Here is an 18,829-nt window from a genome sequence, read left to right as displayed (position 1 = left end):
CGCGGGTCCGTCCATCCTGCCAGGTCGGTGTCCGGTACCGGCCGCTACCTGCGGCCGGTCAGCGGGATGCCGCCCTTGCGTCCGAGGCCGAAGGCGAGGCGGTAGATGTCGGGCAGGTCGAGCAGCGCGTGCTCGTCCCGCTCCTTGTCGCGCCGGCGCATCACGCCCAGGTCGACCAGCTCCTGGATCAGCCGGGGCAGATCGTCGGGGTGGCGGGGGCCGGTGACGACCAGCTCGGCCCGGTCGTGCTGGGTGTAGCGGGCAGAGTCCTGGCGCAGTTCACTCGGCAGATCGTGTTCCTGCCAGATCTCGATGATCTTCCCCTGGGCGATCGGCACCTGGCAGCCGGACAGCGGCTCTATCGCCGTCCTGACCCACGGGGTGTCCTCGCCGACCTGGTCCACCCGCACCCTGGACGCCGCGCGCACCCCGCTGTGGATGGCGGAGTGGTGCAGCGCACGGTCGTGCCCGGGCCGGGTGACCTCGGCCGCCTCGGACAGGGCCTTGAGGAAGCTACGCGGGCTGATCCGGTCCTTGCTGTCCATGAGGTGGTTGGGCAGCCAGGTGTAGGGGCGTCCCTGGCGGACGTTGCTGCCCATGTACGGGTCGGCGATCTGCTCGAACAGCTCCGTCTGGGCCTTGGCGTCGTTGCGCAGGGCGATCGGCGGGACGTGCCGGGCGGACACCCCGTCCGGCCCCTGCGTGCTCTCCCAGCCGCCGGTGATCCGGCGGAACCGCTCGGCGTCCGCGCCGCCCTCGTTGCCCAGATGATGAAAGAGAAGCCCGTACAGATCGGTACGGGACCAGGTCAGCTCCGCCGCGTTCCCCGACAGTTTCGAAGCATCGGGGAAGAGCTGCTTGGCGGCCTCGAACATGTCGGGACGCAGGAACACCTTGAAACGGATGTTGCGCGTGCCGAAGCGCATCCGCTGGGCGACCCTGAGCAGTCCCGCGATCAGCCGGTCCACGACGCGCTGGTCGGGGTGCAGATGCTCCAGGCCGTCGAAGACCAGGAGCTGCACCACGTCCTCGGCGAAGGCCCGGGCGTCCGCCTCCTCGATGGTCCGGTCGGCCGGGCCGGGGTTCGCCCGGAGCCAGGAGAGCTTGTCGCCCCACTCGGGGAGCGCACACAGCTCCGGCTGCCCGAGCGCGGTGAGCAGCACGGCGTACCAGATCTCCTCCGGCAGAGCGCCACCGTCCACCAAACGTGGCAGTGCCATCGGGCCGGGATAGGAGTCCGACCGTATGTCCTGGCCGTAACCGGGGGAGACCCGGAGCTTGTTGAGCCGGTTGATGCGGTACTCGGCCGCCGCCGCCGCCCGCAGCACCGGGTCGAGGAGGGACCGCGCCCAGAAGGTCTTCCCGTCACCCCGGCCGCCCTCAACCACCGTGGAGTCCACGTACAGGGCGGACCGGTGGAGATCCGGCATGTACAGCGAGTGCGAGTCCGGCCGCCGGGTGTCCGCGTCGACCGTGCCCTCCAGCGCCCTCGACAGCAGATCGCGGTAGGCGTCGGCGCTCAGCGGCTCGGTCATCCCGTCTCTTCCTCGTCGTCGTTCCCGTCGACCGGGTCGGCCAGGACCAGCGGAACGACCGTCGCGAGGAACTCAAGGTACGCGGCCCGCACGAAGACTCGCTCCTGCCACTGCGGGGAGTCCGGGACGTTCATGCCGACCAGGCCCGGCTCGAAGAGGATCGGGACCGGGTGATGAGGAGCGGAGTCGTCCTCCGGGGACGGGGCGAACGGGATACCGCCGGAAGGCCCCTCTCCGGAATCCGCCTGCTGCGGTTCCTCGGCCATGACCTCGTCGTAGAGCGTGGAGAAGCAATCGTAGGAGTTCAGCCGGAAGGATCTCAGGTAGATCTCCATCGGGTGGTGGACCGAGTCCGGCACCATCGAGGCCACCATGCGGAGCTTGTGCCGGATGTCCGGGCCCTGCCCGGACGCCGCCCACGCCTCGAAGAGGTCCCGGTACCCCGACCAGGTCTGCGCGTTGTCCGCGCCGAAGAGCAGCGCGAGGTCGCACAGCCGGGAGATGGTCACGGCAGCGACGTCGTGGATGCCGGCCCGGCTGTCGAGCAGCACCACATCGGGGCGGCGCCCGCTGTCGCCCTTCTCCACCGCCTCCTCGCAGGCACGGACGGTCGCCTCCAGGCGGTCCGCGAAACTCGCGCCTGGGGAATCGGCGTAGACACGGTTGAGCTTGTCCACGTAGGCGTTGGGCGTGTCGTCGCCCGCCCCCCGAGCCGGGGCGATCCACAACTCGCCCCGATTGCGCGGCTCGTACCCCGACCTGGCCACGATCTCCAGGCCCTCCTCGTTGCCGAGAGCCGCCTCCACGAGGTGGTCGACGACACCGTGGCGACACAACCGCCCCGTCCCGAGAAGCAGCGGGCCGATACCAGGCGACTCCAGGTCCAGGTCGATCACCAGCACGATCTTGCCGGTGTCGGCGAGGGCGCGGGCGAGGACCGAGGTCGCCGTGGTACGGCCGACGCCGCCCTTGAAGCCGTACAGAGCGGTGCGGTGGGTGCGGGGCCCGATCTTCGGTGCGGACGGCGTGGAGACCTGGGTCCAGCCCTCGCCGACCACGGTGTTGTCCAGGAACCGGACAGAGCCGACGGAGGTGGACCCGTCGGGGACGTCGATCGCACGAGGAGACCTGAGCAAGGCGTCTGCCGAGAACATCCGGGACTTCAGCAGGATCCGCCGCTTGCCGCAGTATGGACCGAGCCGGTCGTGCAGGGTCGCCGACCAGCGGTCGTGCTGTCCGGCATCCACGCCTTTGCTGTCGTCATCGACGATGAGAGTGAACCGGCCGAGTACGTCCCGTACCAGTACGACGTCGTACCCCTCCTCCGCCACGTCCCGTGCGATCCCGAACGCGATCGGGCGGGAACTGTCGAAGCGGACCGGGAAGTCGTACGCGGTCATGAGGTCCTTCCGGTGAGCTCGTACAGCTCGTACAAGGAGAGGGCGAGGCGCGCGGCCTCCTGGCGGCTGGCCACGACCGAGTCGGAGACCTGTCTGCCGTCCCGGTAGCGGTCCGCCAGGTCCCAGGACGCGAAGACGTTCAGCCGGTCGACGGCCTCCACGAACGCGGGGCCTCCGCGGCCGTACGCCAGCAGAGGGGCCGCCCCCAGGACCTGGTTGATGTGGCCCAGCCAGTCCTCTTTCCCGGTCCGGGGATTCACCCACCGTGCCCGGTTCATCGCATTCCCGTTGCGGTACGTGGACACGTCGTGCACGGCGAACCGCAGCAGCAGGCTCTTCAGCGCGCACTCGGCGGCGAACCCGAAGAGGTGGTCGGCGGTCGGCCACCGCTGGTCGCCGCAGAGATAGACGGCATCGTGGTAATGCCGTGCTCCGGCGAGGGCGTACTGCTGCTCCATCACCGCGTCCTGGGCTCTCGCGTCGTCATCCGGCACGCCGCTGATCATAAGGGGCGATGCTGCTCCGAAAAGGTGAATTCGCGCACGTCGTGGGCGGTTGAGCTTGCGTCAGGGGCGGCGGGTTAGGGAAGGGGCCCGGTGCCTTGACGCCCCCGCTCACCTCCGCCCTCACTCCTCGCCGAGAAGTTCCCTCAACGGCAGCCCCTCCAGGACCACCCACTCGCTCACCCGGTCCACCACGTCCACCGTGCGTCCCTCCAGGGCCGGGGTGGCCTGCGGGTCGTCCATCGGGGTGAGCAGCCACAAACCGTGCGGGGTCTCGGCCGGGCGGCGGGCCGACTGCTGCAGGGAGACCAGGAGTTCGCGGCCGCCGGCCTCCCAGTAGCGGGCCACCAGACCGGCCCGGTGCAGCAGCGGGACGGTGCGTGGGCCCGCCTGCTCGGCCAGGTCCGCGCACCGCTGTGCCACGCGCTCGGCGGCGAACCGGGTGTAGGAGCCCAGGGCGGTGCCTAGGAGGCCGGTGGCGGTGAACCCGGCGTCCGCCTTCAGCAGGGCCCGCCAGGGCACCCCCTGCTCATCGGCCAGTTCGCGCAGCGCGGTGAGGAACAGGTCGTCCAGGGCGATCGGGAGAACACCGCAGCGCTCGGCCAGCCGCTCGGCGAGGCCCGGAAGGTAGGCGCCCCTGACGGTCAGCGCAAGGAACCCGCCCCGGCGCAGCGCATCGTCGAGGCGCAGAGCGAGGATCCGGCGCGGATCACGCCCCTCGGCTAGCTCCGCCTGCGCGTCGCCGTAGAGGGTGCCGGTCCCGGGCACGGACGTCACGGTGTACGCGGGCCGGCTGCGGTCGGGATCGCGTGCGGGAGGGAAGAACAGCGAGCGGTCCCGGTCGTACTCCAGCGGGAAGCCGGCCTTCTCCAGGGCCTCCTCCAGCTCCACGTACGTGAGGTCGGCCAGTACCGCCAGGCCCGGGAAGCGGGAGCGGAGTCGGGCCAGCAGGTCATCGGCCCCGATGCCGATGGCGCGCCGCACCCCGGCCGCCGCCTGGGAGACGCGCAGTGCCTGGTCCAGACCGAGGTCCAGGGGGAACAGCTCGAACCGCGGGGAGACGCCGACCCCGCCGGCCATCGACGCGGCCAGTGCCACCAGACGGGTGTCGGCCGGCGGGGCCATCCCCTCCGGTGCGGGGACCGCGCGCAGTTCGCGCAGGACGGCCTCCTTGCCCGGCAGGGGATCGCGGGCCGCCAGGGCCTGGGCGGCGTGGCCGAGCTCGGTCGCGTGATCGGCCAGCTCCACCGGGGTCGGGTCGTCGCTTCCGGGAAGGTCCTCCAGCGCCAGCAGGACCGTGCCGCCGCGCCGCAGCACGGCGATCCGGGGCGGAGGAGCGGAGCCCTCCCCGTCTCCGTCCCTGTGCTCGATCCCGCGGGCCTCGTCCGGCCGGCGCGACTCGGCCTCGACCGCGGCCCGCACCACGGCCAGCGCCAGCGCCTGCAGGTCCGCGCGGTCCGTGTCGTCGTCCGCGTCCTGCGGGGCGTGCCTGACCCGGAGCTCGGCCGCGAGCTCGGCGGCCGTCATCACCCGGCCCTGCTCGGACAGCACGGTCACCAGCTCGTCGCGGACCCGGCCGAGCCAGGGCAGTGCGGCCCACTGCTCTATCGCGGCGCTCTGGTGCTGCGAAACGGTCGGCTGGCTGATGTTCAGGGCCCTGGCGATGGCCGGCTGGGAGGGCCAGCTCTCGGCCAGGGCGGCACCGGGCAGACCCAGGGTGGCCAGGACGACGTCCGGCCGCGGCCGGGTGCGCCGGCCGGTCGTCGCCGCCGGGGTGAGCCGGGCGGCCAGGGTCTCCACCGATTCCAGCGCCTCCTCGGGGGCGTCGGCGGGCAGCGAGACGGGCTTTCTCCCCGCAGGGCGCTGCCGCAGCTCCTGGAGCCACTGCTTGCGCCGCCGGTTCAGCTCCTTGCGGATCACGTTCCCGGCGCCCCGGGCACGGGAGATCGTGTACGCCGGGACGTCCAGGAGCGCCTCCACGGTGGAGGCCCCGAGACCGGCCGCCACCGAGACGGCCCGCGGCGAGAGCCCCGCCGCGTCCAACGAGGTCTTCAGCCCGGCAGCCGCGGCCGCCTGTTCCCGGGCGTCCTCCACGTCCTCGGCCTGCCGGTCCACCGTGGCCGGGGTGGTCGGGGGCCGGGCCGAGTCCGCCCGGCGGAAGACGTCCCGCCAGGCATCCTGCAGCAGACGCAGACTGCCGTAGCGCTGATCGAGATCTCGATGCAGTGCCCGGTGGAAGAAACTGGTCAGTCCCTCGCGCAGGGCGGACTCGAACAGCTCGTCAGCGACATGGAGCTCGGCGTCCGCGACGGTCAGCGGATCCACCTGTCCGTCGCCCCACACCGGTCGTTCGCCCGTGGCCATCTCGTAGAGGGTGACCGCCGCCGCGTACCACTCGGCGTGATCGTCGTAACGGGAACGACGGCTACTGCCCAGGAACGGGTCGAGATAGCCGCGGGTGCCGGCCCGCAGATCCTGGTCGGGTGCGTCGGCAAGCGAGAAGTCGAACAGCATCAACTGCCAGGAACCGTCGTTGCGTTTGAACAGGCCGAGGTTGTCCGGCTTGATGTCACGGTGCCGCACCCCACGGGCGGCGAGCGTGTCCAGAGCGTCGAAGAGATCGGTGCCGAACCGCTCCAGCTGCCCGTACCCGAGGCGCCCCTCACCGCGCAGCCGTGAGCCCAGGCTGACCGGCTCCCGGTCCTGGGGGGAACGGAACCCGCCCGCGTACTCGATCTCCAGAACGGTGCGGCCGCCCACCTCACGCGGGTCGGCGAGCAGCTTGACGATGCGGCTGCCGCCGACCTCGCGCAGCGCCTTCGCCTCGGCGTAGAGACGGGCGTCCTTCTCACGGTCGAGGGCCACCTTGAACACCCGCAGGGAGGCTTCGTCGTAGGCGCCCTCTTCGGTGCGGCGGGCGACCAGGATCGCGCGGGCGGTGGCGCCGGTGCCGAGGACCCGTACGACCTCCCACTCCTGGTCCAGATACTGCCCGGCCTTGGCGGTCAACGGGTCGACCGTCACCGCCGCCGACCGTCCGGTCTGCGCGAACTCGGCCTCCGCGGCGTCGAGCAGCCGCAGGAACTCCTCGGCCGAGGTGAGCCGGTGCTGCACATCGGAGGCGGTGGCACGGAAGACCAGGTCGTCCAGGGTGGCCGAGACGCTGTCGGAGACCGCGTACGGATGAAGTCCGCCCTCGGCGGCCAGCCGGTCCACCAGGGAGCTGCGTGCCTCGGCGGGCGGCTTCCCGGTCAGCAGGAGGTAGGAGAGGCTGCCGAGGCCGAAGATGTCCAGGTCGACCGGGTCGGCGAACTCCCGAGACGTCTCCGGGGCGAGATACACCTGGGCCGTGTCGGCCACCAGACCGGAGTCCAGCGGAGTGTCGGCCAGCGACAGATGGGAACTGGATTCGAAGTCCCGGGCGGCCGTCTGCCAGTCCGCGATCCGCAAGGTCGGGTCCGTGCCGTCCTCGCGGGTGCTGACGTACACCGAGCGGGCGGCCAGCGCCCGGTGGTAGAGCGAGCGATTGTGCGCGTACCGCACGGCCTCGGCGAGCTGGCGCACCAGATCCAGACGTATCGCGGGGGAGAGGAGGCCCCCATAGGCGTTCAGGTAGGCGTCCAGCCGCAGATCGGCCTCGCGGTGCCGGAAGAGGATCGCCGGGCCGCCCTGGTGCTCGCGGATCTGTACGGCCTGGACAATGCCGCGGTGGTTGATCCCCTGCAGGACCTGGTACTCGCGACGGGCCGCACGGTCGAGGCGGGTGCGCTGTTCGGCGGACGAGTCCTGCCCCGACAGGTAGATCCGGACCCGGCCGCTCTCCTTGGCCAGGCTGTCGTCGCGGACCGCGAGGCGGTCCTCCCACCCAGGGCCCGCGTCCAGGGCCCGCGACTCGAGGCGCCAGTCGTCTCCGTACCGCAGATGAGCGTTGGAGTGGCTGATCCCGACGCGTTTCATCAGCTGTTCGAGGCGGGCGCTGTCCTGTGGGGTGACCCGCCAGCTCTCCCGCTCCGGAGGGAGCCCGAGCAGCCCGTCCCAGATGCCCGGCAGCCCGCCCTCGGAGCCGTTCAGCCCGTAGACGGCGGTGCGCTGGAACTCGTCGAGCTCGCTCACTAGGGCGGCGTCGTGCAGGAACACGGCCGGCTTGATGAAGGGCACCTTGCGCGGATCGATACCGGAGGCGCGGGCCGCCCGCTCCAGCTGGGCCTTGAGTTCCTTGGCCTTGAGATCGGTCAGGTGCAGCGGATTACGGAGCGTGCGCACCCGGTCGCTGTGGAACTGCCAGGTGTCACCGTGGTTCACCACCCGGCCCGGATGTCCCTTGAGCTCCAGGAGATACACGCCACCGGGCACCGCGATCAGTAGATCGCACTCGTTGACCCGGCCGGTGACGCCGGTGAACTGGAAGGTGGCCCAGGCCCGGTACGGCTCGGTCGCCGGCATCAGCCGCCGGATGTGGTCCAGACCTTCCTGCTCCCAGCGGAAACCGGAACGCCGCGGCTGGAACCAGTGCTCACGGGCCGGCGGCGGACCGGGGCGAGGAGCGGACGGCCGGGGAGTCGACGACACCTGGGGACCTCCGGTACGGGACAGGCGGGGACGGGCTTCACGAACGGTGGCGGGCGCCGGGGTGCGGGCCGGGTCCGGCGCATGCCCCGGACCTGTACGGAATCGTAGTCGCAGCTGGCTGACCGGCTGGTCCTGTTCGCGATCACCCTCCCTCTCCGTCTCTCTTCCGGGCCTGGGGGCGTATGAGGAGGCGGCCCAAGTCACCCAAGGGCCCGGAGAGTTCGCCACGGTGGCCGGCCGCGGTAGGTGGCAGGAGTCGGCGGCCCCCGCCGTCGCCGACGGGCCCGGGCGATGGGCCGCGTCCCTGCGCCTGGCGGGGCGCGGCTGACGGGTGTGCGAAAGGGCTGCACACTTCGAGGGCGAGGTGCGCCGGGCCTTTGTCGTAGCGGGCGGTAACGGGGCCGTGTTCGGCCTCAGCTCACACGCCGTCGGGGGCGTCGTCCTCGGTGCACGGCTCGGCCAGGCGCTGGGCGAGGTCGTCCAGCCATTGGTGTGCTCATTGCCGGAGTGAGGAAATCCGGGCGGCGTCAAGACCGTACGCCTCGCACTCCGTGTCGCTGACCCATTCCAGGGTATCCAGATGGTCGTGGAGTTCCTGCAGATCGAATTCCTCGGGGCGGCGTGCGCCCAGGTTCTCCAGCTTGCCGATGCTGAACTGTTCGACTGCGTCGTGCGGTGTCGTGGGAGCTGAGGATGAAGTCGCGCAGGGTGCGGCGAATCTGGATTTGCTCTTACTGCCCTCGAACTTCAGCTCCGTGATCCGCGGGCGTGATTCTGGGTCACCTGTGAGCATGTGAAGGGCGTGTGATAGGCGGTAAGTCAGCGTCCCGCCTGCCGAAGGAAGCCCGTGCTGCTAAAAAGCGGCGGATCGCCGTGCAGATGGTCTGGGGCTGCTTCAGGAGGTGCTCCGACCGTGTTGGTGAGGAGCCGATAGAGCAGGTGCTTAGAAGGCGCCTGCTCTGTTTGTGAGCCCCGTGGTGCGGTTTGCCCGGATTTGGTAGCTTTTGTGCATTTTAAATCTGCGCCAGGAACAGTTCGCCGACGGCAGACATATTAGGGTGCCAAGGGACTGGATTAGTTCGGCTGCTTCAAGTGAACCTAGATGTCGGCGGGTTAGTCGCAGGTTCATGCAATCGGCTTGGCGCGACGAGAAGCTCCGCACGGGCCAACGGGTGGGCCCCTGCCTTTATAGCACGGGATCCCCGGTTACCGAAACCGGGGATCGTGTGGACGATTGTTGTTGTCGAGCGATCCGCGTGCGACAGATCCCCTATTTCCGCAAGGAGTTCGCTGCTGTGCTGGTCGATGCTTTGGATGAGGAATGGATACTTTCCGAGAGGCAAGTTCTCTCGCTATTGGATTGGATGCGCCAGCAGACGGGCGGCAGTCGCTCGGTGTACCCCTTCCTGGTCACCCTGGTCGAGGGGGCACTCCGTCCGAGTGAAGCGCGATCCATGCGTGTTCGCGATGTTGTCCTTCGTTCGGGTGGTTCTGGTGAGCTGACGGCTGGCTGTCGAGGGCAGGCTCGGGTGGTTCCGCTGCGACCGGGGTTCGCCATGTTCCTGCGGGGGTGGATCAACGATGCCGTTCTCCAGAAGGATGATCTGTTGTTCCCCGGCGCGCGTGGTGGGCGACTCTCGGTAGATGCATACATGGGGCTGTGGGAGCAGGCGCAAGAGGCCGTGCTGCCCCATGACCAGCTGCTGGCCTGGCGGTTGGGGGAGCCCGTCGACATCCTGCGGGAGTCTTCCCTGGTGCGATGGCTGAGGCTGGGCGTCGATGTCGCCACGGTGGCCGAGCTCGCTGGAGTGACCCCAGCCTGGCTGGCGCTTCGCTACCCGTACTGCTTCCGTCTCGAAGCGACAGAGATCGACTGGGAGCGCCTCGCTCAGGCGACTCGCCTGCCAGAGCCGACTGACCGATGAACCGGGCGGCGCTCTGCTTCGGCAGATCAGCGGAGCGCCGCTATCCGAGACTCATTTCCCCACGCCCTCCGGTTCGCCGCCGAGAGCGTTCCTGCCTGGCTCATGTGCGCAGGAACCCGGCCGTCCCGTGACGTGCTACGCCCCGCCCTGACAGGGCTTGCGGCCCCCACCACGGACTGGACCGGCTTGGCGGCCGCCTCGTCGCCGCACCCCTTTACGCTGCCCGCCAAGGACTCACCCATGCCTCCACGCCTGCTGTCCATCCCTGCCGTCGCCGCCGTTCTGGACGTCGACCGCCGCACCGTCTACCGCTTCATCGCCGTAGGTGACCTTCCAGTCGTCGATCTGCGCACCGGCACGGGCCGCTCGCGAATCCGCGTCCCCGCCGCCGGCCTCGACGAGTTCATCTCCAGCCGCGCCGTCGCCGCACCGAGATCGCGCCGCTGACCCCGGCCCGCGAGGGGCCTTCCGTACTGACATGAGGAGTTGGGCTGTACCTACGCAAGTTGAAGACCGGCAACTGGCAGGCGACGGTTCGTAACCGGCTGGGTGACCGGTTCAGCGAATCGTTTCCCCTCAAGACGCAGGCGCGTGCCTGGGGGCTTGAGATGGAGACCCAGTTTGCCCGCGGGGGCCTGCGCGACCCGCGAGTCGGCGAGACATCCTTCCGTGACTGGCACGACCGGTGGTGGAACGCCCGCGTCGTCGAGCCCCATACCCTGCAGGGCGACGCTTCGGGCATCAGGAACCACGTCATGCCTTACTGGGCCGACTGGGAGATGCGGGCCATCACCCGGATGGATGTGCAGAGTTGGATCCGTGCTCTGATCGAGAAGGGCGCTGGTGCCGCAGCGATCAAGCGGGCCTACAACCTGACGTCCTCCATCATGCGTGCGGCCGTCGACGACGACGTGATTGCGGTGAGTCCCTGCCGCAGCATCGACCTGCCCCAGATCGCCGTCAAGCCGCCGCAGTGGTTCACGCTCGACCAGGCGCAGAGCGGTCTCGATGGACTCCCGACAGCGTGGCGGACGATGTGCCTGCTGGGCTTTTACACCGGGTTGCGGTGGGGCGAACTCTCCGGGTTGCACCGCCACTGCATCGACCAGCGCCGCTCGCGCCTGTTCGTCGTCGAAGTCAACACCAAGAGCGGCATCAAGGAGTACCCAAAGAGCTCCAAGAGCCGCCGCGAGGTACCGATCCCGCCGCACGTCCTGGAGGCGCTGGAGCTTTACATCCACCGGCTCGACCGTGACGCTGTGGTGTTCACCACCCTCACCAAGGGCCGGGCCGGTCGCCTCCTCAACGATGGCAACTGGCGACGGCAGACATGGTGGCCGACCGTCGACAGCGCCTACCACTTCGACGATGACGGCGAGCAGCAGCTCGTGCCGCACTACCCGCCGCACTCCATGCGCCACACCTGCGCCTCATGGCTCGTGCAGAAGGGGGTCTCCCTCTACGAGGTCCAGCACCTCCTCGGCCACGAGAGCTTCCAGACCACCCAGCGTTACGCCCACCTGCAGCCGGATGCGCACAAGGCCGTCCTCGGGGCCTGGGAGCGTATGGAAACCCCGCTCACGATCGCCGCATAAACGTTGCTTCGCCCCTGTCCTGCTTGGACAGGGGCGAAATTCTCTGGACGCGGAACGCGGTCACGATCACGAGTTCGGGTCGGCCGGCTGTTCCTGGGGGAGCACCCAGCGGCCGTCAGCGTCGAACGGCCACGGATAGGCGTAGACGTCGACCTTTGCATGCTCGCGCAGAACCTCCCGCCTGGCCGGGGGATCCGGCGGCGTAACCAGCGCGTGGTGCAGCGGGTCGAGCCGTGCGGCATACGCCTCCGCCCACTGCAGCCATTCCGCCTCGCCGACCGGAAGCGGAGCGCTGTCGGTTCGAGCGCGGGCTGCCTGGCAGAAGGCGCGGATCTCGGCAGCCTGATTCCAGGCACTCATCTGTTCGGCGAGTACCTTCGCGCGCTGCTGATCGATCTGCTGCTCACGCGCCTGTGCGATAGCCGCGTACCATCGGCGCCGCCGCTCGGCTTCGAGGAGTTCCTGCTCCCGGTCCCGGCGTTCGCCTTCAGCAGCGAGACGTTCGAGGTCCTGTAGGAGGTGTCCCAGGCGCGACTCCAGCGTCCAGCGGGCCCCGTCGCTGTGCGCATACGAGTGCCGGTACCGGTCCCTGGCGGGTGCACCGAGGGCGAGGCGTCCGTTGAACTCCTCGTCGTACTTGGGGAGCCGGATCCAGGGATTGCGCTCCCTTTGCCGAATCTCCTTCGGAGTCGGCTTGTGCGGGCCTTTGGTCGTCCGTTCCGTGAGGACGAGGGGGAAGGATCGGCCTCGGATCACGATCGCGAGTGTGTGGACGGCCTCCCCGCCGTGGAGGTCGGTCTGAGGCTCAGCTATGTAGCCGCGGCTCTCGGCTTCGGTCAGTAGCGCGTGCATGATCCGTAGGGCGCGGTCGGCAAGCGGACGCGACACATGCAACGGGACGGCCCCCGCTCTGCCGCGGGGGTCGACCGTGCCCTGAGAGCGGCCCAGGGCTTTACGCGTCGCACGGACGAGAGGGTGAGGCCGATCCAGAACTTCCGGTACGTCGATGCGCGGCACCGGAGCAGGCTGGGCAGCCTTCTCGGCCTCTTCGTTGACCAGGGTGAAGACACAGTCGCCACGTTGGCGACCGTTCCACCGTACCTTGTGACCTTCCGGAACGTGCCCGTGGTGGAGTGCGTCGTAATAGGCGGCCCGCCACCGCCCCCGGGTCCGAGGCGCAGGATCAGCAACCGTGATCGTCCCTGATGCCGATTGCAGTCGGGAGACCAGTTCAGCCCCGCCGGCCGGAGCGAGCGCGGCTTGAGCGCTGTCACCCTCCAGCCGCTCCTCATCCGCCTGGACCTGCCGGGGATGCTTGCCGTGCTTGAGGTAGTAGCGGCCGTCCGCAGTCACCACGGCGACGTGCCCACTGCCGCGCCAAGTCCTCTTGATCAGCCCACGTTGCTCCAGCGCCCAGGCGACCTGTGTACGGCCGGGTGCGATACGCACGGCATCGGACACCGCCGCGATCTCGCGCAGCAAGTCAGCCTGCGGTGCAGACACCGCGTACTTCACCACTCCGGCTCCACTCGAGGATGCAGATGGGATTGTCAAGGTAGAGGAGAAGGGCGGCGATCGAGGTGTGTTGGCCCCTCGTACCAGTGGTGCCAAGGCTGAACTCGACCACGACCGGCGGCATCTGGTGTATAGCCCTACTGATCCTCCACAGGGCAGATTCGCCCGGAATTTGGATGTTCGACATTGTCTTGATGCCCTGCATCCGCTACCGAGACGCCGCCCTCAGGCGCGGCACGAACGGCCCGGTCGAGCAGAGGAGCAGGGGCCGAGGGAGGGGACGTTCGTCATCCGTGGAGTCATCTATGCTCGCGCCCAGTTGATATGACCGGTTCGCTTCAGGGGGCGGAGAGCCGCATGGCCGATGAGATCAAGTACGAGTACAAGGTCGTGCAGACGGTTCGAGGCACCGACGGACTGGTGATCTCGAAGATGCAGAAGGACGGATGGGAGCTCGTGGAACAGCTCCCAGGCAGACTTCGCACCACCCTCAACTTCCGTCGGCCGAAGAGGCCACTGCCTTGGCGTCTGATCGGGGCAGGGGCTGCCGCCCTCGTGGTCTTGGCCGCCATCATCGGCACGGGCGTTGCGCTCGGTGACGGCGACGAGGAGAAGGGCGCGTCGGCCAGTTCGCCGGCCGCGAGTGAGAAGCCTTCCGCTACGCCGCCCGCAAACGAGCCGACCACCGCTGAGGTGATCACGGCGCAGAACAGTCCCGAGTTCGCCACGTTGTTGAAGGCGGATCCGTGTGGCGAAGCGAACGTGAACTTCGCAACCAAGCACGCGGGGCAGACGGTCTCCTTCGACGGGTCAATCAGGCACATGGCGACCCACGCCGGTAGCCGGACCCGCTACGACTTCCTTCTCGGCCCGGGTGACAAGGGGCCGCAGACGACGGACGGCCCGAACTTCAAGTACGAGGACGTCAACACCGGCAACCTCCACCTGACCGGCAAGGAGGTCCCTGCCACCATTGCAGTTGGCGACAAGTTCCGCTTCATCGCCGAGGTGATCGAGTTCAACACGGCCCAGTGCCTATTCCGCCTCGCCCCGGTCTCGACGGAGACCCGGTAACCGAGATGGCCAGCCTTCCCATCATGGAGGGAGCTGCCCAAGGGAACGGCCCCCTGCTCCATCCATTCGAGAGTTTTGAACTTTCCCACCAGCTTGCCAGACGGCAGCGCCAACCGTGACCCATGCTCGCATCCAGCCCTACCCAATGGCTCGCCGACCACGTTCGCCACTGTCTTGGCAGCGGACCGTTTCTCCAGCCAGGCGCATGGACCCACATGTGTGCTGTCATTTGCGATGTCAGCTTCCAGCCACGGTGCAACTACGAGAGGACTGTCCGACCGAGGCTCCTGCATTTGCAACGGAGCTGGGCTGATGCAAGAACAGTCCGCGGATTCCAGCGCCGGCTCGTCACGGAAGACCTAGCCGTGGTCATGAGGTTCAACCACGCACAGAAGGTTGCGACGGCCCAGCCATCACCGACCTTCTCGCTGCCGACGGGGTCGATACCCGCGAGGACCTTCACGCCTGGCTCGATCGAGCCCGCCCAGCGCGTCGCGGACACCGACCTTGCCGACGGCGTGCTGCAGGTCATGCCGGGCGGGTGGTTGAGCGGGGGCAGACGCGGGGCCGGGTACCTACGGCGGCGATTGGTGGCCTTCTCGCAGTAGCACGGCCAAAATCCGCTCGGCCTCGGCAGCATCCGCCGTGCGCAGCTCCCGGCGCGCGCCGCCCACACTGAGCTCGAGGCGCTGCACCGAACCCTGTCTCTGGAGACTGGACAGAACGGCCGCCACGCGACCCGTTCGCAGGCCCGGTAGCGCCACCGCGACTGCATCGCGGCCAGGCACGAAGGACACTCCGGTGGTTGCCCCCTCGTCGAGGAGCCTGCGGGCCAACTGCCAGAGCACCATCGGGTCCTCGTCCTCGATGATGAGCCACTCGTGGAGCCCCTCTGGCTCGCTGACCATCAGGCCGGGCACGCGGGGCAGCGCCCTCTCGGCGGCGAGTCCGTAATCCCTGCCCTGCGGCGGCGCGCCGCTCAGCACACGCCACTCGATCCTCAAGGCGCTCGCGTCCGCTTCCACGTGGAAGGGCAGCGAGTTGCCGGGCCGCGCCCCTTTCGGAGCCCGGGGCTCCGGCCTTTCCGGATGAGCGGCGGTGAATGAGGAGAGTGACGATGGCAGCGATGCGCGCAGGTAGGGGGCCAAGAGGCGGCGCAGCGCCTCACCTGGCTCCGGTGCCTGCGATTCCAACAACGGGCGGGCCAGCTCCGCGGCGAGTAGGTCCAAGCCCTCGGACAGAAGTGGGGCTCCTCGTGCATCGGCGAGTCGGGCCAGGACCCAGGCGAGGTCCCGTGAACCACCGCGGCGCCGAGCGAGCCACGCGTCCACGGCCAAGACGTCGACCCGAGCGGAGCCGGTCTCATAGCGGTCCCAGTTCATCTCCTTCCACTGGCCGACGCGGTCCAAGTCGCCGCGCCTGCATGCCAGGTAAGCGACCGCCAGATCGAAGAGTGGAGTGCCTCGTACGCCGGGGTCGTCCCACCAGACCCGCTCCACGACGGCGGCCCAGCCCCACTCCCCGAGCCGTACCGCCTCCAGCAGGGTGAAACCCGAGTCCGCGACGGGGCGGACCTCCGCCAGGCCCTGCGGCTGATGCTCGGCCGGCCGCAGGGTGAACAGGGATGCCTCCGGCACCAGCGTGCACACCGGACGCCTTCGGCCGCCACCGATCTGCAGGACGGCGGGGCCACCCTGCGGTGTGGCTACCGTCGCGGCCCTGCCCGTTGCCATGTCCGACGTATCCCGCACGGTCCAGTGGCCGTCTGGCTCCCAGCCCCACAGCCGGACCCAGCCGTTTGCGGCCCGGCCAGACTTCCTGGCACCCCGGCTCGCCTCGTTCGCGCGCCGCGCGGAGAGCACGGCGCGCTGAGTGTGGCCGCCGGTCACCACGACGGACTGGACCGAAAGATAGGGGGACCAGCCGTGGACCAGGCACCGTTCCTCGCGCGGGATCTCCACTGGGGTCGACATCCCAGCGCGCAGCGGGACTCGCGCCAGCCGACGGTTGCCACGATCAAGGACCTCGGCCGCGCCGACGACCGTGCCCGGAGTGGCACCAGGCACCACGGGAGCCACGATGTCGACGTGTGCCGTAGTGACGCTCACAACTCCTGCACCTCCACCGTCCGCGCACGGCAGGGCGCCTGCATCCAGACGTCGTCGCCGCGGCCCCGGAAGCGACCTTCGGCGAACGACACCTCAACCCGCACCGGACCGACGGGTCCGTGCCCGATCCAGGGTTCAGGCATCGGCGGGCGGGACGCATACAGCTTTTGGTGTTCCTGGTCCATGAGCGCCCACTCGGCGTCGGACAAGGACTCCCCGGGCGATGTGTCGAAGTGGAAGGGGACCGACGGAGCCTCGTCGAACGAGAAGAGAACGCCGCCCGTGCTCGTGCTCAGCGAGGAGAAGTCACAGTGCTGCTGCGGCATGACGATGCCGTCCTGCCGCAGCCCCGGCCAGGCCATGAGCTCACGCACGAATTTCCCGACGGTCTCCGTGGTCACCGCCCAGGCATCGCCCGCAGAGTCCGAGTCGGGTGTCCTTAGGGCACGCAGGACCGCATCGGTGAAGCGGGTGACTCCTCCCAGCGGGCCGTGTGCCTTGGTGCCCGGGAGAGTGGAGTGGACGACGACTCTGTCGCGGCTGCGCGGTCGGCGCGGCGGTGTCAACAGATGCGTGGCGCGGACGTCCCCCTCCTCGTACAGCTGTTCCGGAGCGAAGCGGCAGGCATCGACGAAGAAACACTGGACCCGGGCGCTGTTCTTCTCCATCCCCTCTACCAGAACGCGGAGGTCCACTGCGGTGCGGAAGTAGTCCCGCACGTTCTCACCGGTGTCCTGAAGCAGGAGGATCTGAGAGCCTCTTCCGACCTGGACCCCGTGGCCGCAGAAGAAAAACAGCGCCACGTTCTCGGGGTGGCTGTTGCACCTGTCGTACCAGGCATCGAATGCCTCCTCCACGCCCGCGAGGGTGGCAGGTCTGAGTGGCACCTCGGCGCCGTCGTCACCCTTGAGGACCATCTTCTCGCGGGCTGAGACGACTGCTTCAAGGCTGCCGAGCGACATTCCATCAGGCAGGTCTCGAAAACCTTCTAGCAGCCCCTCGCACAGCGCACGTGAGGACGCCGGGGGAGAGGCCAGCTGAGTGAACTCCTTGGACAGCCGGTCGCCCTTGCGGCCCTTCACGTACCGTGTTCCGCCCGGGAACCAGTCATAGGCGCCGACGCCGATTACCAGCGCGTGAGCGGCAGGCCCCTCGAAGCCGCTCTCCCAGACCGTGGTCATGTCGGCTGCCCCACCCTGCGCGCCAGTCGCGCGTGGAAGTCGCAGGACGTGAGATAGCCCCCGTGCGCCCACCAAGCGCCGGTACGGAAGACCAGGTCCTCCGCGCCGACAAAGACCGGAGCGGCCGCGAACGCCAACGGGTCGGACCGATCCAGGACGTTGATCCAGCGGTTCACGTTCGGCAGCGCGGTGACCTTGGGGCAGCGCGAGTTCGGCACCGCGTCGTCACTTGACGCGAAGAGCTTGAGCTCCTCGAAAAGGCCGATCTGAGTGCCCACAGTCACCAGCAGGTCCACCCGCACATCGGGCCGGAAGTGGGACAGCACGTCATGAACGATGTTCCCGCCCATGCTGTGGGCGATCACCACCAACGGCTCACCGCGCAGCGTGGCGTCCCGCGCCGCCTCGTCAAGGAAGCCAGCGATCCGCTTCACGATCGGGCCGGGCAACTCCAGGGTGCCGCGCTCGGCGAAATAGCCCATGACGTCACCCATCAGCAAGGCCATCGGACGGGCGGCCCAGTGGCGGACACCAGCGGCCAAGGGGCTAGTCCGGACAGAGACTTTGAGGGCGCGCAGCCGGTGCACCGCGCGGACGGCGCGGGCGGGCAGACCGCTCTCGACTCCGAAGCTCTCCCAGGACCGAGGGCCCGTCTCGGCCTGACCGCGGCCCGTGCGTCGCTCCCATTCAGCGACCTCGTCGTGAAGGCGGTCGATGAAGTCGTCGTCTTCCTCGAGCCCCTCGAGCCAGGCGAAGAACTCCGCGCCGTCACCCCGGGTGCCCTCGTCAGTCTTCTCGGCCCAGTACGCGGTAGCCCGCGAGCAGAAGGCCACCAGCTCCGCAAGGGCGCCCGGCTCGGACTCCTCGGCGTCGTTGCCGGCCAGTGCAAGCAGATCGATCGCCCGCTGCAACGAGATGCGGGCGGTCGCCGTCAGGACCTGCTCGGTGTCCCGCTGTTCCGTTCCGGCGACGGTGTCCGCGAGAGCTTCGGCGACGGCCTTCTCCAGCGGATCCTCGCTTTCGCCACCCAACGACTCCACCTCGGCTGGGGCCAGCGAGGCCCACCCCCAAGCCGGTTCCGCGACAAGCTCGCCCCACCACGGGTTGGACAGTAGAGCGCCGGGGGAGTGGCCGGTCGCGGGCAGGAGGTGTTGGCGCAGCAGTTCGTCGCGCAGTGCGGCGGAGCGCACCACGGCGTCGGCCTTCCGGTTCCCGATACCGTGAACATGTACCAGTGCCACTGCGCCCCCTGACTTGCACTCACCGATAGTCCATTGTGCGACACCGAGGGGGCCCAGAGTGAGTTGTCCAGAAAACGGTCAACCACCCTGGCGCTCTGTAGGGTCGTTGCGCATCGAAGCAGGACAGGTGTTGCATGGCGAGCGAAATCGTGGTGGCACAGCCGACCATCGATTACGAGGACA

The 18,829-nt window shown here is 69.0% G+C and carries 13 protein-coding genes; 4 read left to right on the top strand and 9 right to left on the bottom strand.

Annotation, left to right across the window (positions count from 1 at the left end; all coding sequences use genetic code 11):
• Nucleotides 1–44: 44 nt before the first annotated feature.
• The 5 genes from AB0M39_RS10935 to AB0M39_RS10915 form a co-directional block, all read right to left on the bottom strand.
• Complete coding sequence (locus AB0M39_RS10935) at nt 45–1,535, bottom strand: hypothetical protein (RefSeq protein WP_365362531.1); 1,491 nt, start codon at nt 1,533–1,535, stop codon at nt 45–47.
• Nucleotides 1,532–2,935, bottom strand: coding sequence for an AAA family ATPase (locus tag AB0M39_RS10930; RefSeq protein ID WP_365362529.1), 1,404 nt, complete (start codon nt 2,933–2,935; stop codon nt 1,532–1,534). Before AB0M39_RS10930 ends, AB0M39_RS10935 begins: the two co-directional genes overlap by 4 nt.
• Nucleotides 2,932–3,429: a hypothetical protein gene (locus AB0M39_RS10925; RefSeq protein WP_215039600.1), complete on the bottom strand. Its 498-nt coding sequence runs from the start codon at nt 3,427–3,429 to the stop codon at nt 2,932–2,934. The genes AB0M39_RS10930 and AB0M39_RS10925 overlap by 4 nt, the downstream gene beginning before the upstream one ends.
• Nucleotides 3,430–3,561: 132 nt before the next feature.
• Nucleotides 3,562–8,007, bottom strand: coding sequence for a BREX system serine/threonine kinase PglW (pglW, locus tag AB0M39_RS10920; protein ID WP_365362527.1), 4,446 nt, complete (start codon nt 8,005–8,007; stop codon nt 3,562–3,564).
• A gap of 496 nt (nt 8,008–8,503) precedes the next feature.
• Nucleotides 8,504–8,800, bottom strand: coding sequence for a hypothetical protein (locus tag AB0M39_RS10915; RefSeq protein WP_365362525.1), 297 nt, complete (start codon nt 8,798–8,800; stop codon nt 8,504–8,506).
• A 463-nt stretch (nt 8,801–9,263) separates the two neighbouring features.
• On the opposite strand from AB0M39_RS10915, the gene AB0M39_RS10910 reads away from it, so the two are divergent.
• From AB0M39_RS10910 to AB0M39_RS10900, 3 genes are all read left to right on the top strand, one after another.
• On the top strand, nt 9,264–9,932 hold the full coding sequence (locus AB0M39_RS10910; protein WP_365362523.1) for a tyrosine-type recombinase/integrase: 669 nt from the start codon (nt 9,264–9,266) through the stop codon (nt 9,930–9,932).
• A gap of 240 nt (nt 9,933–10,172) precedes the next feature.
• The gene (locus AB0M39_RS10905; RefSeq protein ID WP_365362521.1) at nt 10,173–10,379 is read left to right on the top strand and encodes a helix-turn-helix domain-containing protein; all 207 of its coding nucleotides are present in this window, start codon (nt 10,173–10,175) and stop codon (nt 10,377–10,379) included.
• Between the two features lie 59 nt (nt 10,380–10,438).
• Nucleotides 10,439–11,527, top strand: a complete 1,089-nt coding sequence (locus tag AB0M39_RS10900) for a tyrosine-type recombinase/integrase (protein WP_365362519.1) — start codon at nt 10,439–10,441, stop codon at nt 11,525–11,527.
• 66 nt (nt 11,528–11,593) lie between these two features.
• Here AB0M39_RS10900 and AB0M39_RS10895 read toward each other — a convergent pair whose 3' ends face one another.
• Nucleotides 11,594–13,045, bottom strand: coding sequence for a hypothetical protein (locus AB0M39_RS10895; protein WP_365362517.1), 1,452 nt, complete (start codon nt 13,043–13,045; stop codon nt 11,594–11,596).
• Nucleotides 13,046–13,399: 354 nt separating this feature from the next.
• Between AB0M39_RS10895 and AB0M39_RS10890 the strand changes: the two genes are divergently transcribed.
• The gene (locus tag AB0M39_RS10890; RefSeq protein ID WP_365362515.1) at nt 13,400–14,116 is read left to right on the top strand and encodes a DUF4839 domain-containing protein; all 717 of its coding nucleotides are present in this window, start codon (nt 13,400–13,402) and stop codon (nt 14,114–14,116) included.
• 575 nt (nt 14,117–14,691) lie between these two features.
• Here the strand turns inward: AB0M39_RS10890 and AB0M39_RS10885 are convergent.
• Genes AB0M39_RS10885 through AB0M39_RS10875 form a run of 3 tightly spaced genes read right to left on the bottom strand, consistent with a single transcriptional unit; the run spans nt 14,692 to nt 18,646 of the window.
• Entirely contained in the window at nt 14,692–16,224 is a 1,533-nt protein-coding gene (locus tag AB0M39_RS10885; protein ID WP_365362513.1) for a hypothetical protein, read from the bottom strand.
• Nucleotides 16,221–17,405, bottom strand: coding sequence for a caspase family protein (locus tag AB0M39_RS10880; RefSeq protein ID WP_365362511.1), 1,185 nt, complete (start codon nt 17,403–17,405; stop codon nt 16,221–16,223). The genes AB0M39_RS10885 and AB0M39_RS10880 overlap by 4 nt, the downstream gene beginning before the upstream one ends.
• The gene (locus AB0M39_RS10875; protein WP_365362588.1) at nt 17,402–18,646 is read right to left on the bottom strand and encodes a hypothetical protein; all 1,245 of its coding nucleotides are present in this window, start codon (nt 18,644–18,646) and stop codon (nt 17,402–17,404) included. The genes AB0M39_RS10880 and AB0M39_RS10875 overlap by 4 nt, the downstream gene beginning before the upstream one ends.
• Nucleotides 18,647–18,829: the final 183 nt, after the last annotated feature.

It is taken from the genome of Streptomyces sp. NPDC051907 (assembly GCF_040681075.1).
Classification (GTDB): Bacteria; Actinomycetota; Actinomycetes; order Streptomycetales; family Streptomycetaceae; genus Streptomyces.
This window is presented reverse-complemented; position numbering and strand designations above follow the sequence as displayed.